The sequence below is a fragment of the Brevibacillus sp. BD137 genome (assembly GCF_041644655.1).
GTDB lineage: Bacteria > Bacillota > Bacilli > Brevibacillales > Brevibacillaceae > Brevibacillus > Brevibacillus brevis_D.
Genome location: NZ_JAOTNO010000007.1, coordinates 78,964 through 102,408 on the forward strand (window position 1 = coordinate 78,964; position 23,445 = coordinate 102,408).

General features: G+C 43.3%; 26 protein-coding genes and 1 pseudogene. 16 read left to right on the forward strand and 11 right to left on the reverse strand.

The genetic code is table 11. The features are described 5' to 3' along the window. Nucleotides 1-18: 18 nt before the first annotated feature. Entirely contained in the window at nucleotides 19-1,029 is a 1,011-nt protein-coding gene (locus tag ODZ53_RS16860; RefSeq protein ID WP_199926600.1) for an NAD(P)/FAD-dependent oxidoreductase, read from the reverse strand. 348 nt (nucleotides 1,030-1,377) lie between these two features. On the opposite strand from ODZ53_RS16860, the gene ODZ53_RS16865 reads away from it, so the two are divergent. The 6 genes from ODZ53_RS16865 (at nucleotide 1,378) to ODZ53_RS16890 (ending at nucleotide 4,952) form a co-directional block, all read left to right on the forward strand. After that, nucleotides 1,378-2,568, forward strand: coding sequence for an NAD(P)/FAD-dependent oxidoreductase (locus ODZ53_RS16865; protein WP_087343256.1), 1,191 nt, complete (start codon nucleotides 1,378-1,380; stop codon nucleotides 2,566-2,568). Between the two features lie 4 nt (nucleotides 2,569-2,572). Then, nucleotides 2,573-2,824 (forward strand): hypothetical protein, encoded by a 252-nt coding sequence (locus tag ODZ53_RS16870; protein WP_372678511.1) that lies wholly within the window; start codon nucleotides 2,573-2,575, stop codon nucleotides 2,822-2,824. Nucleotides 2,825-2,889: 65 nt separating this feature from the next. Then, entirely contained in the window at nucleotides 2,890-3,378 is a 489-nt protein-coding gene (locus tag ODZ53_RS16875) for an NUDIX domain-containing protein (RefSeq protein ID WP_015892992.1), read from the forward strand. Nucleotides 3,379-3,526: 148 nt separating this feature from the next. Further along, a complete protein-coding gene (locus ODZ53_RS16880; RefSeq protein WP_015892991.1) occupies nucleotides 3,527-3,691 on the forward strand; it encodes a YuiA family protein in 165 nt (54 codons plus the stop codon). A 205-nt stretch (nucleotides 3,692-3,896) separates the two neighbouring features. After that, nucleotides 3,897-4,157 carry a YuiB family protein gene (locus ODZ53_RS16885; protein WP_015892990.1) on the forward strand — a complete coding sequence of 87 codons (261 nt, stop codon included), beginning with the start codon at nucleotides 3,897-3,899 and terminating at the stop codon, nucleotides 4,155-4,157. A 159-nt stretch (nucleotides 4,158-4,316) separates the two neighbouring features. Beyond that, entirely contained in the window at nucleotides 4,317-4,952 is a 636-nt protein-coding gene (locus tag ODZ53_RS16890; protein WP_015892989.1) for a 3D domain-containing protein, read from the forward strand. An 89-nt stretch (nucleotides 4,953-5,041) separates the two neighbouring features. Here ODZ53_RS16890 and ODZ53_RS16895 read toward each other — a convergent pair whose 3' ends face one another. Beyond that, a complete protein-coding gene (locus ODZ53_RS16895) occupies nucleotides 5,042-5,812 on the reverse strand; it encodes a cobalamin-binding protein (protein WP_087343247.1) in 771 nt (256 codons plus the stop codon). Between the two features lie 12 nt (nucleotides 5,813-5,824). Next, on the reverse strand, nucleotides 5,825-6,301 hold the full coding sequence (locus ODZ53_RS16900; RefSeq protein ID WP_015892987.1) for a divergent PAP2 family protein: 477 nt from the start codon (nucleotides 6,299-6,301) through the stop codon (nucleotides 5,825-5,827). A 153-nt stretch (nucleotides 6,302-6,454) separates the two neighbouring features. Between ODZ53_RS16900 and ODZ53_RS16905 the strand changes: the two genes are divergently transcribed. The 5 genes from ODZ53_RS16905 to ODZ53_RS16925 all read left to right on the forward strand — a co-directional run bounded on the left by ODZ53_RS16905 (nucleotide 6,455) and on the right by ODZ53_RS16925 (nucleotide 10,221). Next, entirely contained in the window at nucleotides 6,455-6,829 is a 375-nt protein-coding gene (locus ODZ53_RS16905; protein WP_017251328.1) for a DUF309 domain-containing protein, read from the forward strand. Between the two features lie 49 nt (nucleotides 6,830-6,878). Then, complete coding sequence (locus ODZ53_RS16910; RefSeq protein ID WP_372678516.1) at nucleotides 6,879-8,375, forward strand: leucyl aminopeptidase; 1,497 nt, start codon at nucleotides 6,879-6,881, stop codon at nucleotides 8,373-8,375. A 46-nt stretch (nucleotides 8,376-8,421) separates the two neighbouring features. Next, nucleotides 8,422-8,853, forward strand: a complete 432-nt coding sequence (locus ODZ53_RS16915; protein ID WP_372678518.1) for a CoA-binding protein — start codon at nucleotides 8,422-8,424, stop codon at nucleotides 8,851-8,853. A gap of 30 nt (nucleotides 8,854-8,883) precedes the next feature. Then, a complete protein-coding gene (locus ODZ53_RS16920) occupies nucleotides 8,884-9,480 on the forward strand; it encodes a sulfite oxidase-like oxidoreductase (protein WP_199926596.1) in 597 nt (198 codons plus the stop codon). A gap of 429 nt (nucleotides 9,481-9,909) precedes the next feature. Further along, nucleotides 9,910-10,221 carry a WGxxGxxG family protein gene (locus ODZ53_RS16925; RefSeq protein ID WP_372678520.1) on the forward strand — a complete coding sequence of 104 codons (312 nt, stop codon included), beginning with the start codon at nucleotides 9,910-9,912 and terminating at the stop codon, nucleotides 10,219-10,221. Between the two features lie 224 nt (nucleotides 10,222-10,445). Here ODZ53_RS16925 and ODZ53_RS16930 read toward each other — a convergent pair whose 3' ends face one another. From ODZ53_RS16930 to ODZ53_RS16940, 3 genes are all read right to left on the reverse strand, one after another. Next, on the reverse strand, nucleotides 10,446-10,871 hold the full coding sequence (locus ODZ53_RS16930) for a DUF4183 domain-containing protein (RefSeq protein ID WP_372678522.1): 426 nt from the start codon (nucleotides 10,869-10,871) through the stop codon (nucleotides 10,446-10,448). Nucleotides 10,872-11,011: 140 nt separating this feature from the next. After that, on the reverse strand, nucleotides 11,012-11,296 hold the full coding sequence (locus tag ODZ53_RS16935; protein WP_372678524.1) for a DUF4183 domain-containing protein: 285 nt from the start codon (nucleotides 11,294-11,296) through the stop codon (nucleotides 11,012-11,014). Nucleotides 11,297-11,884: 588 nt separating this feature from the next. Then, nucleotides 11,885-12,304, reverse strand: coding sequence for a hypothetical protein (locus ODZ53_RS16940; protein WP_372678526.1), 420 nt, complete (start codon nucleotides 12,302-12,304; stop codon nucleotides 11,885-11,887). Nucleotides 12,305-12,849: 545 nt separating this feature from the next. Between ODZ53_RS16940 and ODZ53_RS16945 the strand changes: the two genes are divergently transcribed. Both ODZ53_RS16945 and ODZ53_RS16950 read left to right on the forward strand, forming a co-directional pair. Then, nucleotides 12,850-13,863 (forward strand): hypothetical protein, encoded by a 1,014-nt coding sequence (locus tag ODZ53_RS16945; RefSeq protein WP_372678528.1) that lies wholly within the window; start codon nucleotides 12,850-12,852, stop codon nucleotides 13,861-13,863. Nucleotides 13,864-14,205: 342 nt separating this feature from the next. Next, nucleotides 14,206-14,604, forward strand: coding sequence for a hypothetical protein (locus tag ODZ53_RS16950; protein WP_372678530.1), 399 nt, complete (start codon nucleotides 14,206-14,208; stop codon nucleotides 14,602-14,604). A gap of 5 nt (nucleotides 14,605-14,609) precedes the next feature. Here ODZ53_RS16950 and ODZ53_RS16955 read toward each other — a convergent pair whose 3' ends face one another. The 4 genes from ODZ53_RS16955 to ODZ53_RS16970 all read right to left on the reverse strand — a co-directional run bounded on the left by ODZ53_RS16955 (nucleotide 14,610) and on the right by ODZ53_RS16970 (nucleotide 17,519). Beyond that, nucleotides 14,610-15,302, reverse strand: a complete 693-nt coding sequence (locus tag ODZ53_RS16955) for a hypothetical protein (RefSeq protein WP_372678532.1) — start codon at nucleotides 15,300-15,302, stop codon at nucleotides 14,610-14,612. Between the two features lie 328 nt (nucleotides 15,303-15,630). Continuing rightward, nucleotides 15,631-15,939, reverse strand: coding sequence for a hypothetical protein (locus ODZ53_RS16960; RefSeq protein ID WP_372678534.1), 309 nt, complete (start codon nucleotides 15,937-15,939; stop codon nucleotides 15,631-15,633). 369 nt (nucleotides 15,940-16,308) lie between these two features. Continuing rightward, a complete protein-coding gene (locus tag ODZ53_RS16965; RefSeq protein ID WP_372678536.1) occupies nucleotides 16,309-16,755 on the reverse strand; it encodes a hypothetical protein in 447 nt (148 codons plus the stop codon). A gap of 317 nt (nucleotides 16,756-17,072) precedes the next feature. Continuing rightward, nucleotides 17,073-17,519 (reverse strand): hypothetical protein, encoded by a 447-nt coding sequence (locus ODZ53_RS16970; RefSeq protein ID WP_372678538.1) that lies wholly within the window; start codon nucleotides 17,517-17,519, stop codon nucleotides 17,073-17,075. Nucleotides 17,520-18,314: 795 nt separating this feature from the next. On the opposite strand from ODZ53_RS16970, the gene ODZ53_RS16975 reads away from it, so the two are divergent. Both ODZ53_RS16975 and ODZ53_RS16980 read left to right on the forward strand, forming a co-directional pair. Further along, nucleotides 18,315-18,737 (forward strand): PLAT/LH2 domain-containing protein, encoded by a 423-nt coding sequence (locus ODZ53_RS16975; RefSeq protein ID WP_173605175.1) that lies wholly within the window; start codon nucleotides 18,315-18,317, stop codon nucleotides 18,735-18,737. A 945-nt stretch (nucleotides 18,738-19,682) separates the two neighbouring features. Further along, nucleotides 19,683-20,399, forward strand: a pseudogene (locus tag ODZ53_RS16980) (RCC1 domain-containing protein); the annotation flags it as partial. Nucleotides 20,400-20,526: 127 nt separating this feature from the next. Here the strand turns inward: ODZ53_RS16980 and ODZ53_RS16985 are convergent. Further along, nucleotides 20,527-21,309 carry a hypothetical protein gene (locus ODZ53_RS16985; protein WP_372678540.1) on the reverse strand — a complete coding sequence of 261 codons (783 nt, stop codon included), beginning with the start codon at nucleotides 21,307-21,309 and terminating at the stop codon, nucleotides 20,527-20,529. Between the two features lie 222 nt (nucleotides 21,310-21,531). Here ODZ53_RS16985 and ODZ53_RS16990 point away from each other — a divergent pair, with 222 nt between their 5' ends. After that, nucleotides 21,532-23,397 carry an FG-GAP-like repeat-containing protein gene (locus tag ODZ53_RS16990; RefSeq protein WP_372678542.1) on the forward strand — a complete coding sequence of 622 codons (1,866 nt, stop codon included), beginning with the start codon at nucleotides 21,532-21,534 and terminating at the stop codon, nucleotides 23,395-23,397. Nucleotides 23,398-23,445: the final 48 nt, after the last annotated feature.

Below are 23,445 nucleotides of genomic sequence, written 5' to 3' on the forward strand. Positions count from 1 at the left end.
AACAGGGACGAAACATTTTTACGATTTGAAGTTGTCCATACTTGAAGAATGACCAGGCTGCAATTTGGCATCCGGATTAAAGTAGGAAACCGCATTGTTTACAGCGGTAGGTGCTTCACCAAATCCGACAGCGATCAGCTTGACCTTACCAGGGTAGGTAGCGATATCGCCTGCTGCGAAAATGCCAGGGATGTTTGATTCCATGCGTGTATCGACCACGATGGAGCCTTTTTCGAGCTCCAGCCCCCAGTTCTTGATTGGACCGAGAGAGGAGATGAAGCCGAAGTTGACAATGACTGCATCGACTTCCAGATCCATTTCTTCTTTTGTGGTGCAATTGGCCAGCGTGAGTTTTTCGATGCGCTCCTCGCCGTGCAAAGCTGAAATTTCGTAAGGTGTCGTGACGTTTACTTTGGAGGACATGAGCATTTCTACGCTATGTTCATGTGCGCGGAACTTGTCTCTGCGATGGATGAGGTATACTTCTTTTGCGATAGGTTCTAGCATGAGGGACCAGTCCAGAGCGGAATCACCGCCGCCAATAACAGCTACACGCTGTCCCTTGAAGGAGTTCAGATCGGTAACAAAATAGTGCAGATTGGATTTTTCATATTTGACGGCATCTGGGTGTTCCAGCCTGCGAGGTTCGAACGCTCCTACCCCAGCAGTGATGATGACGGATTTGGAGTAGTGAGTGCCTTTGTCCGTAGTGATTTCAAACACATCGTCTACTTTTTTTACGACATTTTCCACTTTTTCTTCCAGGCAAACGGTTTGCTGAAAGCGGGAAATTTGATCTTTCAGATTATTGATCAAATCTTGTGCTAAAACCTTTGGAAATCCGGCAACATCATATATGTACTTCTCCGGATAAAGAGCGGATAATTGCCCGCCTAGCTGGGGCATGCTCTCAATGATTTTTACACTGGCCTGCCTCATCCCGCCATAGAAAGCGGTAAATAACCCGGCAGGGCCTCCACCAATGATCGTAATGTCGTAGATTTGCTCGTCCTTTTGCAGAAAATTCAATCCAAAGCACCTCCGAATTAATCGTAAGCGAACTCCTCAACCATTATAACCCATCTAAGTGGAAAAACAGGAGAGAAAATTCGAAAGATGATAGGCAAAAAAACCTTGCAAAACCAATTGGTTGCCGATAAGATGAGGATGACTGTAAAGAAATTGTCACATTTTTCTATGGCTGACTTTGTGCATTTTTTCACAGAGTGGTTCAGATGGCATCGGAGGCAATAATTCCGATACTACACGGATCATAAATTGGGGCATCTTAATTTGTACCAGACCACGTGAAAAATCGCACAATCTTCCTGAAGTTACCATGAACAATGAAATCATACATGATTGGAAGGGATACTGATGGGTACACCCAAAATCCTGATTCTCGGCGCTGGATACGGTGGTTTGCTCACAACGTTGCAGCTTCAGAAAAAGCTCAACTACAATGAGGCGGAAATCACCTTGGTCAACAAGCACAACTATCACTACATCACGACTTGGCTGCATGAGCCGGCTGCAGGTACTGCACCAGCGGATCACGCCCGTGTCAGTCTGGATGGCATTTTGAACAAGGACAAAGTCAACTTTGTCAAAGGAACGGTGCAAGCCATTCAGTCAGAGGAGCAGACCGTTACGCTCGATAATGGCGAGGTGCTGTCGTATGACTATCTCGTCATCGGATTGGGCAGCGAGCCAGAAACGTTCGGAATTGAGGGACTCAAGGAGCATGCGTTTAGCATTCGCAGCATCAATGCGGTCCGCAATATTCGCGAGCATATTGAATACATGTTCTCCAAATTTAAAAATGAGCCGGATCGTATGGACTACCTCACGTTTGTTGTGGGTGGAGCTGGCTTTACAGGTATTGAGTTTTGCGGAGAGCTCGGCGATCGTCTGCCAGAGCTGTGCCGAGAATTTGATGTTGATCCTGAACTGGTGAAAGTCTACTGCATTGAGGCAGCACCAACTGCATTGCCTGGCTTTGACCCAGAGCTGATCCAATACGCCATAAATGTATTGGAGAGAAAAGGCATCGTGTTCAAAATTGGAACACCCATCAAGCAGTGCACTCCAGATGGCGTACTGTTGAATACCGGAGAAGAAATTAAATCGAAGACCGTTATCTGGGCAGCAGGTGTCCGCGGCAACAGCATCGTGGAAAAAGCAGGTTTTGAAGTCATGCGCGGTCGCGTCAAGGTAGACGAATACTTGCGTGCGCCTGGCCATGAGAATGTTTTCGTCGTAGGGGATTGTGCCTTGATTTTCAATGAAGAAGGACGTCCGTATCCACCAACTGCGCAAATCGCGGTGCAGGAAGGCGAGACGCTGGGTGAGAATCTCGCTGCCTTGATCCGTGGCGATCTTCCGCAAAAATTCATCCCACATCTGCAAGGGACACTGGCCTCTCTTGGAAAAGGTGAGGGTATCGGGCAAGTTGGTTCGAAAAAGCTGTTCGGCAGCACAGCAGCCATGATGAAAAAAGCGAGCGACCTCCGCTACTTGTACAAAATTGGTGGCGTCGGTCTCGCACTGAAGAAAGTAAAGCTGTAAAACGATGCGTCACGCGAGCATTCAAGTCCGGGGGCTCATGGTCCGCGAAGAGATGGAGCGGTACAACGCTATGATGGAAGTGGGCCTTTATCTGGAAGAGCAGGGGCGACACGATTTGGCATGGCATGTACAGCGTGAAGTAGATATTCTCATCCTGCCTGCCATCGAACGGCTCAAGGAAAAGGGCCGCGAGAGGGATCGGGAAAATCTGCGATACATGATCGATAATGGGCTCCTAGATGACGAGGATGATTGACAGGTACCCCCGGCGATGAAGAGCCGGGGGTTTCGTTTAGCTAGGACATAAAAGGAGCGAGTCGGATGCGCGAAGGGAAGGTTTGGCTAGGCGCCTGCGGGATTGTCATTCGTGGGCAAGAAGCATTGGTTGTCAAAAAAACGTACAGCGGACTAAAAGGGCAATGGTCATTTCCAGCGGGATTCGTGCAGGAGGGTGAGACAGTAGATGAAGCAGCAGTGCGTGAGGTGCTGGAAGAAACGGGTGTCGAGGCAGTCGTGCGACAAGTAGCGGGAATCCGTTCAGGCGTTATTCGAGAGTCCATTAGTGACAATATGGTCGTTTTTTGGATGGATTACATAGGGGGAGAACCGCGTCCGCAGGAAGGTGAGATCGCGGAGGCGAGATTTATGCCCATACAAGAGCTGCTTCATGATCCGTTGTCTTCGACTTATTTGAAAATCATATTGCCGGACTATATCAAACGGGAACAGGGAATGACAGGTCAATCGTTTGCAATCGATCCCATTTTTCAATACACTTCCTATAAAATCTTTAAGCAATCCTGCGAATAAGCTAGATAAACTGCAATGTTTCCGTTTACATTGCGGTTTTTTTATGTTTTTTTCGCGATGAACTGCATTGTAAACCAAGGGGAGATTCTGATATAGTTAGATACATCAAAATAATCTGAAAATACATGCAATTAATCTTCACGCATGTATGCCGAAAGGGGAGCTCAACATGAGACAAAAACAAGAACAGTGCCCATACTGCCATGGCCAAGGGTATTTCCAACTGCTCCTGGGGGGCTCGGAGAATTGCCCTAACTGTGACGGAGCCGGTACACAGGAAGCTCAGAAGGAAGCTGTTTCTTCTCATCCATAATGAGTAAGGAACCTCGCATAGAAAACCGTCGAAGCGAATGCATCGGCGGTTTTTTCTGTCAGCGTGCAACACATACGCTTGGCTTCTCTTATTGACCGATCCCTCGCCTTTTTGCTACACTTAATACCGAAAATAGCCCGCCTTTCCTGTATTTGCATAAAAAGTGGCAAAAGGTGGAGAAGGTGGCAGGAGGTCTTTTTCGGCGATGAACTTGATGCAATTTATGGTATCCATTGTTCTGTTCTCCGTGCTAGGGTTTGGCATTGGGTTTATTTTAAACATGATTTTGAAAACGACATGGTTTCCAGTTGTAATCGGCGTTGGTGTAGTCGTAGGTGCACTTGTCTATCAACAAATCGTTCCGGGAATTTGGGATTCGCTCATTCTGGGCTGCGGTATGGCAGGTACAGTGGCGAGTGGCTGGACCATTCACACGCTTCGCAAAAAAGGATATCGGATGTTTTAAAACAAGCACAAGCAGGCCTTCGTTTCGGGCCTGTTTTTCTTTTGGCATTGGATTAGAAAAATGAGCAACAGACAGAATATTTCTATAATCAACCAAAATTTGTGTATACTTTCCTCCTCGTCGGGACATGACTAGAAACGAGAGGAGGTTTACCAAGAAATGAATGGAAAGCAGTTCGTAAGTATCGTCGCGCTGTTCATCCTGGTCTTGACGGCCTTCGCAAGCGATGGATACAGCTATAATGTTGTGGGAGACTACGGTGTCTCGTCCACTTTTGGAATCAAGGAAACGAAAGAGGGGCAACGTGTCGTCAAAAAACGGACGGTATCTGCCAGTTCTCTTACTCAAGTGATTGATAAAGCGGATGTATTTCACGATCAATATCCAAAAGTACGTGTAGTGGCGACAGGCTACTATGCCGGATACGAATCGACGGGCAAAAATCCATCTCACCCGTCCTATGGCATTACCTATTCAGGTGTAAAAGTACGTAGAGACGACTATTCCACGATTGCAGCTGATTTGCGCGTTTTCCCGCTGGGGACCATTTTGTACATTCCCGGTTATGGATATGGTGTGGTAGCTGACAAAGGTGGAGCGATTCGCGGCCATAAGATTGACCTGTATTTCGAGACCAAGCAAGACGTATTCTCGCAATGGGGGAAAAAGTCGGTGGACGTGTATATCGTAAAAAAAGGCGAAGGCAAAGTAACGGAAGCTTTTCTGAATAGCTTGAATGAAAAAGGAATCGCGGCCATGGCGGAGCCCGTCAGCGGCCAACAACAAACTGAATAGCAACGAATGAAAACAAATGGATGCCGCATCGGTGGCATGAAAGAAAAAAGAAAAAACGTTCAAGGCACAAGCTTTGAACGTTTTTTGTGTCATTTTGTATGAATCAAATCAACCAGCTTCTCCAATCCTTCCAAAATGCGAGGAGAAGGGCGGCAATAGAGGCCTTCTTCCAACAAGTGGACCTGATTGTTTCGAATTGCGGTCATATTCACCCACTCTGGGCGATTGGTGATCAGATCAGGCTTGATTCGCTTTAGTTCAATTCCGCACCAGACGACGCAAATATGATCCGGATTGCGTTCCATGACCATTTCCCGCGTAGCCTTGACGTTCGCGACAGGATAATCTGCAAAAATATTGATGGCACCCGCAATGTCACTTACATCGGTCAACCAGTTTTCCTGACCCGGTGTGTAGATGGGATTCGGCCACCATTCCCAGTAAAGCTTCGGGCGTTGCTCGTACGTCGCTGCCTTTTGCCGGATGCTTTCAATGGTTTCGTCAAATTGGATCGCAAGCTGCTCGGCTTGCCTCTGTGTTCCTGTCGCCTCACCGACGAGTCGGATATCATGAGCGATATCCCCGATGCGGGAAGGGTTCAGGACGATATGAGGAATGTCTCTGTTGCCCAGAGCTTCTATATTCTTCTCCATGCCAGGAACAGAGAGGGACGCTACGACCAGATCCGGTTGGAGAGCAGCGACCCGGTCCATATCGATTGTCAAATCGGGTCCAACCCGGGGGAGATGCTGCCACTCCAGCGGCCAGTCAGAGTGATCATCCAAACCGACGACATGCTCATGCAGGCCTAAATAATACAGGATTTCGGTATTGCTGGGACAGATGGAAACAATGCGCATGGGAGCCCTCCTTTAAAAAAACGGATGGAGCAATAACGCAATCATGACGCCTAACCAACCGCCGATCAATACCTCGATCGGTTGATGACCAAGCAGTTCTTTCAGTTTTTTTGCTTTTTCCTGGCTAGGGCGTACTTTTAACGATTTCATACCTTCTAACAGGTGGTTGAATTCATCGACCAGCTTGTTTAAGACAACGGCTTGCATACCGGCATGGCGGCGGACACCTGCGGCATCAAACATCACAATCACACCGAGAATCGCGGAAATAGCGAACATGTTGCTGCCAAAGCCCTCACGCAGTCCCACGGCTGTGGATAGGGCTGTCACGGCAGAAGAGTGAGAGCTGGGCATACCGCCTGTACTCATGAGCAATGACCATTGCCACGTTTTTGTGGCAAAAAAATGAAGGGGAATTTTGATAAATTGGGCGATCCCTATGGCTAGCAGTGCTGCCCATAAGGGGAAGTTTTCAAAAAAATCCGCCACGGAAAATCCATTCCTTTCTACTGTGCGCTTATCTCTAGGATTATTGTAACAGAAGGGCGTTGTCTTAATCCGTGAAGTTTTTGTTTGGATGTAAAGTGACTGCCAATCTGTGTTACCATGAAGATGGAAGGTTCGAAACGGAGGCATGCATCCATGGGATATCCTGAGCAGTATTTGCAGTTCATTGAAAAATTCAATGATGGAGAATACTATGAATGCCACGATCTGTTGGAAGACATCTGGATGGAAGACAAGTCAGACAAGTTTTTGCAAGGATTGCTGCAATTGTCAGTCGGACTGTACCACCAAGAGTACGGCAATATCAAAGGTGCTCGCTGGATGTTAGGCAATGCACGAAAGTATTTGACTCGTTACCAGCCAGTTCATTGGGGACTGGACGTAACAAGAGTTCTTCGTTACATAGATGAATGCGAGAAATTGTTGCCGGAAAAGGATGTCATTTCTTACACAGAGGCAAAAGCCATGACGTTTCCACCCTTGCGCTTATATGTCGACACATCCTGTTAAACAAATGTGCCCATATAGTATCCTACCACACAGAAAGAGGGAAGAGTATATGAAAGTAGCAGTAGAAAATCGCATACAGCTTGTAAATATCGCGTGTGATGAACTGATTGTCCCGCTATGGAAGGGTGAGGAGCTTTCGCAAGTATACCCGGAATTGGACGAAGCTTTTGGGGGCAGTCTGAGTGGCTTGCAGCAGGACAAGGAAGTTACAGGTGAGGCAAAAGAAATTACGGTTGTCCACGGAATGAACAAGGTAGCTGCAAAAAAACTGTTGATCGTCGGGATGGGTGAACCGGGGAAATTTGATTTCGTCGCAGCCCGAAATGCATGGGGACGTGCAGCCAAAACAGTTGTAGGAAAAGGCAACGGGAAAACAGTCGTGATTGATTTGCCAACAACAGAGCATATGAGTGCCGACCGTCTGGCGCAGGCAGTTACGGAAGCCTTTGGACTTGCCGAATACAATTACGAGGGCTACCGTCAAAAGGCAAAGCGCGAGTTTGACCCAATTGCGACGGTGCAGATTTTGGCAGCAGCTGCCGATTCTTCATTGGTTCAAGCGGGTGTTGCTCGTGGCTCGGCGCTCGTATCCGGAACGAATCTGGCGCGTACGCTCGTCAATGAACCAGCTAACTACTTGACTCCACGCGCTTTGAAGAACGCAATGGTCGAGGTAGCAGAGCGCTATGGCATGACTGTGGAAGTCATGGAAAAAGCGAAGCTGGAAGAGTTGGGAATGGGCGGAGTTCTCTCTGTTGCACAAGGCAGCGAGCTCGAGCCATATGTCGTCGTAGTTAAATATCAAGGAAGAGACACGTGGGACGATGTCATTGGCTTGATCGGTAAAGGCGTGACGTTTGATACAGGTGGGATCTCCATCAAGCCAGTAGCAGGCATGGAAGACATGAAGTCGGACATGGGCGGAGCAGCTACGATGATCGGCGCATTGGAGGCACTGGGACAGATTAAACCAAAGGTAAACGTTCTGGCTGTCGTCGGTACCGTGGAAAATATGCCATCCGGAACGGCATTCCGTCCAGGCGATGTCATCACGACCATGAGCGGCAAAACGGTGGAGATCATTACGACAGACGCAGAAGGTCGTCTCGTACTGGCTGATTGCATCACCTATGCAAAAGAGCAAGGTGTGTCTTGCCTGGTGGATGCCGCTACCTTGACAGGTGGTATCGTGGTCGCACTCGGTCATTTCTGCTCTGGTGCTATGACCAATGACAAAGCACTGTTGGATGAGCTGATGAACGCAGCAGACGTGGCTGGTGAGCGCTTGTGGCAGCTGCCTACCTTCGATGAGTATCGCAGCCTGAACAAGAGCCGTTTTGCCGATTTGAAAAACTCTGGTGGACGTTATGGCCACGGCATCATCGGTGGTGTTTTCCTGCAAGAATTCGTTGGCGATACACCGTGGGTACATCTGGACATCGCAGGTACGGCGTACACAGCAAGTGCTGGCGACATGCAACCAGCTGGAGGTACCGGAGCGATGACGCGCACCATTGTTGAGTTTGTTTCCAGCCGTAGTGAATAAGAGGTAGTTCAATTTCCCATTTCAATATAAAAAGGAGTGTTTTCACATGGCACAAAATCCAAGCAACGAAGTACGTCGTCAACTGCTGGAGGATGCAAAAACGATCGCAGTAGTGGGGCTGTCCAACAAGCCTGACCGCACCAGCTATATGGTATCGCAAGCTATGCAGAACGTGGGCTACAAGATCATCCCGGTCAATCCTGTCATCGCGGGTGAAATGGTTTTGGGTGAAAAAGTGGTTGCCAGCTTGTCTGAGATCGATCAACCAGTCGACATCGTTGATGTGTTCCGCCGCAGCGAAGACATGATGCCTGTTGCCGAGGATGCATTGAAAATGCAGCACAAGCCAAAAGTGTTCTGGATGCAACAAGGCATTGCCAACGAAGACGCAGCAAAATTGGTTGCAGATCAAGGCATCGAGGTTGTGCAGGACATGTGCATCAAGGTAGACCACGCCCTTTTGCGGGTTGGAAAATAAGAGACTTAACAATCGGGGAGTGGAAACAACATGTTTATCAACCCAGCGGCTGATACCAAGCGCGATCGCATTCCACCGAATCAAAAACAGACGACAGGCTTTCCTGTCCTGCACTACGGAGAGGTTCCCGAATATACAGATCTCTCTACGGAGTGGAGCTTTCGCCTTTTCGGTCTCGTCGAAGAAGAAGTAACATTGACCTACGAACAAATGCTGGCCCTGCCAAAAGGTGGCACCACCAACGATATTCACTGCGTTACAGGCTGGAGCAAGCTGGACAATGAATGGGAAGGCATTCCGGTGGAAGAAGTTCTGAAGCTGGTCAAGGTGAAGCCCGAAGCGAAGTACGTCATGCTGCATGCTGAGCACGGATGGACTGTGAACATTCCGCTTGTCGACTTCATGAAAAACGGCAACCTGTTTGCTACGAAACATAACGGCGAGGATTTGACCCCTGAGCACGGCTGGCCGCTGCGCTTTGTCATCCCGCATCTCTACTTCTGGAAAAGCGCCAAGTGGGTGCGTGGGATTGAGTTTATGGAGAAAGACAAGCAAGGGTTTTGGGAGAAGAATGGATATAATATGTATGGTGATCCCTGGAAAGAGCAGAGGTTTGCTTGGGATTGATTGAGGAAAAGAGACGGTGATTACCCGTCTCTTTTTTTGTTTTCATTGGGCTTACACTTAGTGACACAAGTTTACACTTCCAGAGTTTTCAGCGAGTGAAAAATTAATGGGTAAATAGAAATAGAATTAGAATTTAAGTGAAGAAAATCAATATAAATACAAAATATCATTACGAATAGCGGCATGCTGCGATCACCAGTATTTGTAGATTTCATTTTGTCTGCATAGTGTTGCCTTGGATAAAATTATCGTAATGAGAGCAAGGTAATATCAATGGTCCCACTTCAAACCTCCTTCTTTTAAAGAGGGAGGGGTTTTTATTTGTTTAAATAAAGTGTTCAAACAAAAAAGCGATGGTCTGAATAATTATTCGCATATTGATAAATATTACATGGAGTAATTAAGAATACAGTAAGGGGGTTCTTCAAGTTGAAAAAGTTGAAGGTAATTATGTTAGCTTTAATGTTAACTGTAACAATGAGTTTAACTGCATTTGCTGAGACTAGTGGTACCATAGGTGCGGGGAACACTGGAGGAACAAACACCCCAAATAATATGACGGGCAATACAGGTGTAGGCGTTACAGGAAATGGGGCACCTCCTAACACAGGTGTCAATAACAACACCTACAGAACGACAGCAGTGGACACTGATTCAGACTGGGAATGGATAGGTTTGCTTGGATTAGCTGGTCTCTTCGGTTTGAGAGGAAGAAATAGGGAACGAAATCCACAGAAGTAACCAAAATCAACAACCCGTCCCTTTTTTGAGGAGACGGGTTAATAAACATTTAATGGCTGGCTTTACAAATGTGCATGGTAATCCTAAGAAAGATAGGATTAATGGGTCCTTTTTCTGTTTACAAAGATACCTAATTCCTTCCTATGTAAGAAAATGCATTCAAGTAAAGTCAAAGGTCACCCCCAAGCTGAGTGATTAATCTTCCAAGTACAATCGGCATCTCATTAGGAATTGGATATTTGGATAAACTGAAGGATTATAGGAACACCTTGGAACGGGACATCACTCAGCATCAAGGCGCCCGGCTGAACCACATACGTATTTGTAGGCTGAAGAATGCCGTTGATAAAAAGATTGATAATGGATACGCTGCCGGGGTCTAGAATTCCCGAAGTACTAAACTGTAGAGAGGCATCGGCATTCGTATATACATTTTTTTGTCCATCCGAAAAAGTCGTATATTGCCAAATCAATGTAGTCAGCAGTCCAGGAGTACAGGGGCACGGCGGGCAGGGAAGACAGGGTGGACAGGTCGGGCAAGGTTGCCCGGGAAAGATATCAGGGCACCCGAGTGGCGGCATTACTGGGTAACAGGTCCTCAGATTATTGGATCGAGTCACTACTATTCTTTTACTGGTTTTTTGCTGCATGGTCTCCAGCCCTTTCCCATAGTAATGAAGATGTGCAAGAATCTGAGGCTACAACGCGTTCTGGACTTGTTACACTTTGGATGGAATATTCCCCAGGCGTGTATCCTCTCCTGGGGAATTTCTTAATCACTTTCTAGTTGTCAGTTGATGACGAATTCTACGATTATTGGTGTTCCGCCGTTTTCAACATCACCGTCGGGAATTGTAATCGTAGTTGTTGTGACTGTGGAAGTACTCCCTGACTGAAGTACTCCATTAATGTAGAGATTGTAAAAAGCAAACGAACCAGGAAATGCAGTGGCAGCAGCACCTGCATCATTCGTAAATGATGTTGCTGCAATGGCAAATGTTGCGCCAGTCCCTGTTCCAGCCCCCATCGTTGAAGTGAACCTGAGCGACGTCATAAATGGTTTGGTAATCGGCATTCAACCAACTCCTAACTGTAGTAATGTAAGGAAAATCCTTACACCGTTTATTGAATGCGCAGTGTTTCCTTCCCGAAACGTACAAACGCCTCTCGAGGGAATAATTTCCACAAATATAACCTGTCCTATTTGTTGAGACGGGTTTTATTAATGATTAGTCGAATAATGGTTACATAAGAGTATGTACGGTGATCCCTGGAAAGAGCAGAGGTTTTCTTGGGATTGATTGGGGAAAAGAGGGCTTACACCCAGTCCAATCTTCAGCATTATAAGAATGGATTCCAAGTATAAACAAAACAACTATAAAAACAATCACATTTATTTTCATTTGAGAGTAATGTTAGTTTACACAACAAAATTTAAGACGCCTATTAGAATCTGGATGCAAAGGGAAGCAGCAGCAATATATAAAGCTGTTCTTCCTACACTTTTAAATTGCTGATTTTGGTTGAAAAATGAAGTGATCCATACGATTAGTCCGATGGGAAAGAAAATAAAGCTAAAGAAATAAACAATTCCTTTTTCGAATTTGTTCATTTGAATTATCACCACTTAGTTTTTAAAATATTTTACAATATTTGGATTCGATTAACAAACCACACGATTTGTTAACGGCATCGGTCTTCGTTTCAGAGCATGAGTTCTTAGTTCATCGTTTTTATCTTGACTCAGTATTTGTAGAGCTTTAAAAGTAGCTTTCTTGTTATAAGCAATACGTTTTCGAACAAAAAATTCGGGATCGCTGGCAAGCTTGATTTGCAGCTCTTCTGAAAGCTTATTCTTCGAAGCAACCATGCTTCGAACACTCTCCTCCGGGTGGGTAGCAAGAATGCTAAGAATCTCAATAGGTACCGATTTATTTTGAGCAACCCAAAAAGACATGTCTGGATATTTTTGAATTACTTCTTTCCAAACATCCAATGGGGCTTCATCCCAAGCTGCAGTAAGATATTCATCAGGATTCTCACTTGTTCTCGGTCTTACAAATTCTTCGGCGGATGTAATCACATAATCATTCCTCTTAGCTGATGATATTGGGGTTATCTTACAACAACGTCAAAACATTACTGGAATAAAGGAAAGCCTAATCTTCCCAGAAAGAAAAGATATCAATCCCATCACACCATTTTTTGTAATCAAAAAGCTCTGGGTTTTGAATGAGTTGAAACGATCGAGAGACCCATTGTTGGATGTAGTAATTTTGATTGGATGAAGCTTGCGCTACAAAAAGTCGGACTTCCTCAAGGTGTGTTCTATCTTTTACTATTCCCACTACATCGCCTACTAATAGGTATAGACAAGCTAGAAAGACAATGATACATGATTATTTATCTATGATTATTGCGGCAAGATTAGGCGAATGCCCGAACGAACAAGTTGAACTCATGCGTATCTTAAGGGGTACTATAATATAGGATATGGGAGTACACTCTTCAACGGAATCTGTGAAGGGTGTTTTTGTCTCTTAACTGCAAAAAAACGAAATTCATTGTCACGAAATCCCTCCAGCTGGATCAAATAAGTGATCTAAAAGTAGAAGGGAAGTCAACGAAATGAAAAAACAAACGTTTTTTGCCGTTAGTATGATGACAGTGCTGTTGTCAGCAGCAGTTCCATTTGCGAGCATGCCAGCACCAGCTTATGCAGACACTCAGACGCAATTGGCGCCTGAACCAATGAAGAAACTCGCACAATTGGATAAAAATGTCGTAGAGGCTGCCAAACAAGCCATGCAGAAGGAGGCGGGCAGTCTGCCGATCGAGTTGGATGAGATTACAGCGATGAACGCTGATTGTTGGGTAATCTCAGCCAAAGACAACAGAGGCGAGGTTCTGGTTACCAAAAAAGAGGGGACGGTCGTATCTGTACATGTTAACTTCAAGTTCAGCGAAGTGGCTACAGATTTGCAAAAAACGATCATAAGCACGTTGAAAAGCATGGATGGCACACAGGCTTTTAGATTGGATAAGGTAGATCGAATCAGCTCGGATGTAGAAAACAGTTGGGTGTTTACGGGGGAGAATGTAACGGCATCCATCGATGCGACAACAGGGAAGCTCAAGGTTGTTTCGATAAAATATACAAGCCAAAAAATTAACCCCAAAGTGGTCGATACAGCGCAAAAGGCAATGAAGGCACTATCAAACGGAAAAGCATCTGCATTGTTCCCTGAGGTCTCGCTCCTGAAAAATTCGGACTATCACCTGGACCAGGTGTGGAGCTTCATGGATCGTGACCGTACACATAGTGTCTTCATCGGGGCGAAAACAGGGAAAGTTGTTTCAGCCATCATGTACAATGAATTCAGAGATAGCAACTATGTTTCGGACGAAGATATTCCAAAAGTGTTTGCCAAACCGTTCTATACGAAAGAAAAAGCGATTGCTGCCGCTAATCCAATGGTGAAGAAAATCTTTCATATGGATTTGACGGGATACCATGTTTCAACGAAATACAACGAGTATACCTTTACGAAAAAGGGAAAACCCACCGTTACGGCATCGATCAATAAAAAAGGGGTTTTTTATGATTTTACTGTCACTCCGGAAAACGGCATGATCAACTAGACCGTTGATTCCAACAGGATGTGGAGATTCGGTTGCGGAAGCTCCCGCCAAGCAAAACCTCTGCTGGTGAATCTTGTATATAGGAGCCAGTTAGGGAGGATGGGTGGGAAGGAACGGAACGGCTTAATAATTCTGTACGACGCCAAACAGAAGGCGAACGGGAGCACATAGTATGTAGCGAGGATTACAGCAGTAAAAACCCGCCAGGCGAAATGTCTAGGCGGGTTCTCTACATAAAAATGAAATCACTATACAGTTGGTTATAAATCCCATTTAATGCGGAAAGAATCATGCGTAAAGTATGTTTTTATTCAAACGAAAGAACCATAAAGGAGGGGAAGTATGCCAGCTTTTCTTAATTGGTTACTATTCATTGTGTTACTAATTGGAAGTGGCATTCAACTATTTCTTAATTTGCTTATGGGCGCAGATATTCCGGTAGTACTAGATGAAGGGGAGTTTATTCGGTTTATAAAGTATTCTGGCGTATTGTTTTCACTATTTGTGGTTTTCTTATCGTTACTACGAAAAATTTCTATACTGATCATCAATACTTTTGTTCAAATCATTATATTTGGTTGGTGGTCAACTAGCCTAGAATCATCATTAGAATTGGAAACAAGAGTAGACGAGTTAATTTATAGTAGCCTAACGGGATTGGGAAGTTCGATGCTAATCATTACTTATTCCCTTGTTCTTTTCGTTAAATTACTGAAGGAAACCGGGAAAATCAAACTATAATGCTTTTAATACTTATCCACCGACTTCATGTCGATCATCTCTAAAATTTCATCATAAGTCATTTTTTTAATCACATTGTAGTCAAGGGCCCTAAAAATAAATTGACGACGTAATTCCTCTTGTTCATTTTGAGGCTCAGGAAGATTTTCTCCAGTAGCTATAGTGTTAAAACGAGGATTAAAAGTTTCCATATTGTCGTCTGCATGAAGTTCTACCCAAATCTCTTTCGATGAGCCGTCATTTAGTGTGAGAAGGTAACATACTTTTACGAGATAACCGTCATTATCGGTGTTTCTTTCAGCCATAATATTTTTTACATGTACTTCCTTTGCGGGAAGAATGCCTTTCTTCTGCATTTCCAAGTATGTTGAGAGTTCTTTATGGGTTGTAGATAATTCTTTCTTTACTCGTTCTTTTTCGTCTGGACGTAAATTCCAAGTGAGATCAAAATATGTATTCCATAAATCCTCTTCATTCTTTTGTGTAAATAAATGATGCCATTCAATCGTTAGTATTTCTGTCATTCGACTTAAGGTAGTGTCGTGGTTCTCTAATCGATCAAGAATTTCTAGCTTTTTATTATAGTCGACCAATGGAGGCTGGGGACTTGCTTGCATGGATAACGCATTGTTATTAGCAGTACATCCAGCTATTGTAACGACAGAAAGCAACAAGAATACTCTTAACTTTTTGTACAAGTAAATTACCACCTTTTTCTTAGTCTAGCTCTCGCAATATCAGCTGTTGTCAGTACGGGGAACGGAACTACTTACGCATAGGCATAAATCGATACAAATAATAAAGGGAAGTATGACGGGAAGTATATTACCTATTCAAATACGAATAGACCCTAAATACTTTTGGCCTCGCTACTTTGATGGCCCGACCTTTGCGCTACATGAAGAGCATCAAACGGAAGATGAATGATTACGTAAATTTGACAGTGCAGAATACTTTTTTGAAGACACCCTTATAAAGTATGTAGGGGAAATTGAAAAGAGGCGGGAAACCGCCTCTTCATTTGTTTCAAATGAAATAATTTTTGCATGCTGCTCTTCTACCAGGACCCCCAACAGCTTCATCATATATATCTGTTACGATTCTGGAGAATACAGTTTGCATAATTACTTTCTTGTGATCAAGTTCAAGATGTGGCCAGTTTTCCTTTTTGCTCTTTGCAAATGTCATGACATCTTGTTTTGACAATTTAGGTATCATTTTATCCATAGATGATTCTGCCATGAGTTGTGCCCTGATAGTCTCTTCACGTTCATTTTCTTCATGTATGTGGAGTTTGAGGTCATCTAGGCTAATTACATCATTAGCAAAAGCCATCTGCTATTTTGCCATGAACCATCTAAATTGATCTGGTGCCAGCAAAAGGGCAGCAAGGACTCTGGAATTGGGGGAAGGGAACGGTCTACTTCTCAAATAGGTGGCAAGGAATGGGCGTTCTAGTGGAGGAAGCTGAAAAGCAAGGGATTTACCTTGAATACGAGCATTTTCAGAAAGGCTGATACCTTGGCCGCGTTTGGAAATACTGCGAAGAATCTGAGGACTGGGTGAGCATGCCAAAGGACAGTACGATAAAGCCACCTGTCACCGAAACTGTGCCTCACGCGGTAAGCTTAGCATTCCTGAAAAGCTCTATTTAACAAAAGAGAAATTGATTCTGGTGAAAGCCTCTTTCAACAAAGTTTAGGTTTATGGTGTAGTGACTGAAATAGTCCCAGAAGTTCGGCCACGCTGTTTGCTTTTATAACGAATGAAATATTCGCCAGCAGGCAGTGGTTTACTAGTTGTGAAGCTAAAAGAGCCATTTCCTTTGATGTTTGAAGAGCCATAGGAGGTTGTAGTACCATCCGGGAGGTATGTAACAATTGAATAGTACATGTAAGCTGTTTTTGTACCATGGTTCTGTGTCACATTTAATGTGACATAGCCAGGTGTAGTTACATTGAAGGTTGCAGAATACCCACTCGGATCATTTGATCCAAGGTTTGAGTAATCCGCTACTTGTTTGGTTGAAGCAGGTACAACCGTATTAGAAGTTTGTTGAGAACTTGCGGCTTCTGCCCCTGTTGGAATAACAAAAGATGCAGTGAGTAATGCAAGCAAAGCTGCCTGAGCAAACTTTTTCACATCTGTCATCTCCTAATTTTCGGATTGAACTAAATGTTACATGTATATACAAAATTTAACAACATTTTTCTGCAAGAAATACCTTATTTAATAGTTAAAACATGAATAAACTGACCCGACCATTGTTTGTTGCAGATCCTCTGTAGTTCAACTTAACTTAATATTTCAAGTGGAGAGTGGAGGAGTGTTATGAGCAAAGGTTTTGATCTTATAAGGCATTTTGATTGACATTGATATCATGAATGAACTTTTAAAACGTTGAAATGGCACCAATAATAGGAAAAAAGAGGCCTTCTGGTGAAAGCCTCTTTGAAAAAAGTTTAGGTTTATGGTGTAGTGACTGAAATAGTCCCAGAAGTTCGGCCACGCTGTTTGCTGTTATAACGGATGTAATACTCGCCAGCAGGTAGTGGTTTACTACTTGTGAAGCTAAAAGAGCCATTTCCTTCGATGTTTGAAGAGCCATAGGAGGTTGTAGTACCATCCGGGAGGTCTGTAACAATTGCATAGTACATGTAAGCTGTTTCCGTACCATGGTTCTGTGTCACATTAACTGTAACATAGCCAGGTGTAGTTACATTGAAGGTTGAAGACTTCTTAGTCGGATCATTTGATCCAAGGTTTGAGTAATCTGCTACTTGTTTGGTTGAAGCAGGTGCAACCGTATTAGAAGTTTGTTGAGAACTTGCGGCTTCTGCTCCTGTTGGAATAACAAAAGATGCAGTGAGTAATGCGAGCAAAGCTGCTTGAGCAAACTTTTTCAAATTTATCATCTCCTAGTTTTTGGATTCAATTAAACGTTACATATATATATAAAATTTTACAATATTTTCTATTGCGAAATACCAAATAGTTAAAGCATAAATAAACTGACCCAACTATTTGGCTCTCCAATAAAGATAAACAAAAGCGAAACAAACAATTGTTCTAATCAAAACCATGTCTGTAATTTCAGATGATAAGTGGATTTCAGGCATTTTGGCGTGACAAGAACAATCATTAATGGAGAAGATCACGAGTATTCATCGACTTTATCTTCTCCGTATGGGGATCAATAACCAGAACAGAGTAGTCATAAAAAGTAAGAGGCACTTTCCTGTTTTCCAGAAGGTGCCTCTTACTTTTATTTGGTATATTCCCTCACTTCAAAGGATTGGATCTTGCTGAAAGCTACATAGTCTTTTCGAGAGGAAAATGGCCCCTTGTAAAGTTCTTATTGAACAACATATATATTTCTTTGCCATTATACCAATCTGAGAAGTCCTGTACTTGTACACTAAATATCTTTATAACAAACAAAGCCTCATCATAGTTATTTTCAAGCTATAGACTTCAGAATTAATGATATGATCGAATTTTTAACTTTGTCTCGGTAAAATCAAATTTTATCTTTTCTCCGACAGTTTTGCTTTATTAAGGAAATGGATGACCAAGGAAGAGGAGTCAGGAGGCTTCATTAAAGAATTATAAATTCACACAAAAAAACATAATTGGAAATATTTACAATTAAATATATGTGTGCTATTTTATATATTGTATCAATATACCAAATGGTGGAGGTTTTACTAATGAAAAAAATAGCTTCCTTATTTGCTACTATCGCTATTCTTGTATCTGTAGCTCCTATTTCTTCATTTGCTGCTCCCCAAAATGCTAGCTCACAAGCTCTGAAAAATTATACTTTGGAAATTAAGACATCTGATGATCAAGATTCAGGCACTGACGCTAATATTAAAGTCACGATAAGAGGATCAAAAGATTCTTTCACAAAAGAGATTAATGGTAGCTTTGAGCGAGGTGATCTTGAAACATTTTATATTTCAGGAAAAGATGTTGGAGCAATTAGATCAGTTACTTTAATTCAAGATGATAGTGGTCATAAATCAGACTGGAAAGTTGAATATATCATCCTGAATAATTTGAAAAAAACCGTGAATTCATGGGTGGGACTAAACGGGAATTCTGGTAGTCTAGACATTCCTTTAAGTTAAAATATTGGTCAAGCCCCTGTTGCTCAGCTATTAGGCTGGGCAACACTACTGTAATGAGACAGAGAATTTATCCGGATTACGATATGAGAAGACTGGATGCACTCAAGAAATAACAACCTGTTCTCGTTTAAAGAAGTCGAGTTTTTCAGTGTATCGTATTATGGTTACATTAATAAATGTATGGTGATCCATGGAAAGAGCAGAGATTTGCTTGGGATTGATCAGAGAAAGGAGGCGGCGATTATCCGCCTCTTTTTTGTTTTCATGGGCTTACACTTAGTGACACAAGTTTACACTTCCGACGTTTTCAGCGAGCAAAGAAATAATCAGTAAAATAGAAAATAACAAATACAAAGTTCTACTACAGTTAGGAGGATAACCCTTTGAAAAATAAAATAGACAGAAATTAGCTAAAAAAATGATCGGAGTCCTTTGGTTACTACGGACAACCAGTCTCCAACTCAAAGCAAGGGATGTAGCCAATTTTGCGGATGTTTTGCATGAAGCGGCTTTCCTATATCCACTTGGTTTAATCTTATTGAATTTTTTGGAAAAGTTTAACCGTAAATATAGTTTAAGCCGATATTCATCTTATGAAAAATATTGTTATTTGGAGGTATTTCATGAAGAAATTTATGAAAAAATTTTCTGTTCTAAGTGCAATCACCTTGTTGCTCACAGCTAATTTTTTTATCGGCTGGTGCAAATGCGTGTGAAGAGCCCAATGGAAAGTATCAAGTAAGCACCAATCTAAACAATTCATTTTTTGTGAAGCCTGATGGGACACTTTGGGCAACCGGTTATAACACACTGTGGGGACATCTTGGAGATGGTACTGCAGATACTAAATAGCAGACAACACCTGTTCAAATTCTTGATGATGTAAAATTTGTAGCAGCAGGTAACTCTATTCACTCGTTGGCTGTTTAGAATGACGGAACCGTTTGGGGATGGGGAAGCAACGCAAACGGACAAATAGGGAGTGCTAGAGAGATTAAAGCGGTGCTGTCACCAACCCAGGTTCCAAAGTCGTATTCACCTATTCACGTAGAGACACTATCAAGCATTTCTGCTATTTCATCAGGAAAGTATCATGCAATGGCTTTGAAAAGCGACGGAACGGTGTGGACATGGGGAAAGAATAGTACTGGACAAATTGGTGTGAGTAAGGATGTACAAATGACAGGAGTACCAATGCAGGTTGAAGGACTTTCAAATGTAGTTGCCGTATCTGCCGGACGTGAATTTTCGCTTGCCTTAAAAGAGGATGGAACCATATGGGGCTGGGGTAAGAATTCAGATTTGTTTGGAGCGTCTGTAGTGGGTAATACGTATGCACCTGTTCAAATTAAGGGCTTAGAGAATGTTACTTACATCGAAGCAGGACAGACTCACAGCTTTGCTAAAAAAAGCGATGGAACTGTATGGGGCTGGGGGGAAAATGGAGTAGGTCAGTTAGGGAATGGACAGAGGACTTCCACTGCAGTTCCTATCGAAATTACGAATTTATTTAATTTTGAATCCCTGTCGGCTGGGACGAATGTATCTCTTGGGGTAAAATCTGATGGTACCGTATGGAGCTGGGGTTATAATGATCATGGAGAATTAGGCGTAGGACATACAAACTATAAGACTTCTCCTGTACAAGTGAACCTCAATTAAGGTATAAAAGCTCACGATAAAATGATGCAGGCGCTCCTTCGGAGAAATCCGGCGAATTCTTTAAGCCTAAGCAGCGTCTTAAAAAGTGCAAGGCACCTGCCTGTTTTACAGGAGGTGCCTCGTCGTGTTATTTGGTATATTCCATAACTTCAAATGATTGAATCTTGCTAAATGCTACATAATCTTTTCGAGCGGTGAAAGGCCCCATATTGAAGTCTTTTTCAAACATGTAGGTTTCCTTGCCGTTACCTTCAGCACGATTGTTGTACCAGTTGATAAAGTCTTCAATCTCAGCAGCAGATAACTCAAACTCTTTTTCAAGACCACTGATCATTTTAATAACAAGCAATGCGTCATTACCGGTTGGAGTTGGCTCTGGTTCAGGTTCGGGATCTGGGTTTGGAGTGTCCGGAGAAATAACCATTCCTGTTTCATCGATGTCGATTGAATCTATCCAAAAATTTGGCTCCTTAACAGTAATCTCAACGCTATGACGTGAATTTGTTAGTGACTCATTTACATAGGTCACCCCATAAGCTGTTTTACCGTTTGAATGAATGTCTCCAATTTCTACACCGTCAATTTTTAATTGATAGACTCCGGAATAAAGATAGGATCGAATATTCAACTTTGTCCCAGTAAAATCAAACTTGATCTTTTCCCCGACAGTCCTACTTCCCACTGAGTTTCCACTTGTCTTTCCAGTGTATGTAGGGGCTGTTGTGTCCACAAACCAAGAAGACCCTTGATATTGAATATTTGGATCTGGTTTGTTGATTTCATAGCGTTGCCATCCGTCTTCAACTTTTGGCAATACATCTCCATATTGAGCAGCATAAGTAGTTAGTGGCAATAGTAAACATAGAATTGCTGAAATACCCAAACCCTTGATTAATGAAGTAATTTTCATAAGTTCACTTTCCCTTTCTATAAAAACATAAATCTTCTATACAACACGTGAAAACTATTTCACCAATGTTAAATGTTAACAAAACAAATGCTGGAAATTAGCAACGGCCCTCATATTAGAGATGGGTTTACTCGGGGGATCATACAAGAAGCGTACCGGGAAATCGCCTAATAATTATCATTTATTTTAGCGGATTCACATTCACACCTAAACAGCCATATCATGATCAAAGACATTTGCATCGTATACACCACATGCATTTTTTATCCTTTATTTATGTTTGGAGTGAAGCATTTCGAAGAGAATGGCTGCCTGTATTCCTGTATTCCTGTAAGAAAGGGTGAATCCAATTTGGCCTGCCCATTTTTTCAGCCTGCTGTCGAATATAATACGGGAGGGACATCTCCTTCCAGCATTACATCTGCTGACTTTAATGGAGACGGTTTAATAGACCTAGCTGTAGTGGATATTGGGTCCAACGATGTTTCTATTCTTGTCAACAATGGGTCCGGCGTGTTTTCCGTATTCCAAACGATACCCTTCAATACTTTGTTCCCTGGGTCTTTATTAGGGCAAATTGCAGCAGCAGATTTTAATGGAGACGGCTTTATTGATTTGGCTGTAACGGATCAAACTCCCAATGACCGCGTTTTTATCCTTTTGAATAACGGGGATGGCACGTTTGCTGCACCTGTAGCTTATAGTACAGGTGTGTTTCCTGCTGTTTCGCAATCTTTTGCTATTGCTACAGGGGACTTTGATGGTGTAAACGGTGTGGACTTAGCTATAGCAAATGTAGGCCAAATTACAGGAACTAGCTTCATTACTGTCTTGTTGAATAATGGATCAGGTGTATTTACCATGGCGCCAGGAAGTCCTTTTGCCACTACTCCTGGTTTGGCCCCTTTTGATATTGTAGCAGCTGATTTTAACGGAGATGGGAACCTTGATCTGGCCACTGCCAATCGGGACACGAATGATATAACGATATTTAACGGGAATGGGGACGGTACGTTCCAAACTCCTGGAGTGAGTTTCTCTGTACTTCCAGGGGGATCATCCCCCCTTAGCCTTGTAGCAGCTGACTTAAATGGTGATGGGTCTATCGATATTGCTGTTGGTAATATTGCTACGAGTAATGTAACCGTCTTTCTAAACAATGGATTCGGTTCTTTTACAGAAGCAGCAGGGAGTCCCTTTCCCTTGGGCACTGATGCCTTTCCTTTTGATATAACGGCGGCGGACTTTAATTGTGATGGAGCCATTGATTTGGCTACCCCAAATGCAGGTTCTGATAACGTTTCTGTACTCATAAACAACGGGTCAGGAGGGTTCTCGACTCCCTTTCAATTCCCTACAGGAGCAGGTCCTTTCAGCATTACAGTAGCTGATTTTAACGGAGACGGAAGAGTTGACATCGCTACTGCAAACGAGGATTCGGACAATGTTTCTGTTTTGCTCAATGGCTGCGTGCAGCCACCAACCTGCCCACCTGACATGGTAGTACCCTGCCCTATCGTAAACTATCCAACACCTGTTGCCACCTGCCCCGGAGTCACTGTTACTTGTTCTCCGCCTTCCGGATCACTTTTTCCAGTGGGAGATACTGTTGTCACCTGTACGGCACAAGATATATTTGGGAATACGGAAGTATGTTCATTTACCATCACGGTTATTGACGAGCCTCCAACCATTACTTGCCCTGAAGACATCACAGTCAATGTTTTACCGGGGCGAACTTCCGCTACGGTTACCTATGAGGTCACTGCCACTGATACTTGTGGGGTAACCTCAATTACTTGTCATGGGATGACACGTTCCTTTTCCCCTCCTGCCCCCATTGCAGTTGCAACTTTTACCATGGACTTTCCTGTAGGGATGACGATGCTTACCTGCACAGCTAGGGATCAGTCAGGAAATACGGCCTCTTGCAGCTTTGTGGTTACCGTCACGTTTGGAGTCCCCAACAGTATTCAGCCGGAAATCATTCGCGTAAAAAAAGTGTATGATTGGGTTGTCCTTCAATCTAATTTTAGGCTCATACTGGATTTGAATCATAGTCGTGATGATCAAGGTAATCAAAAATGATGAACCCGTCTCCTTACAAAGGGACGGGTTTTCTTCGGTGTTTATGGC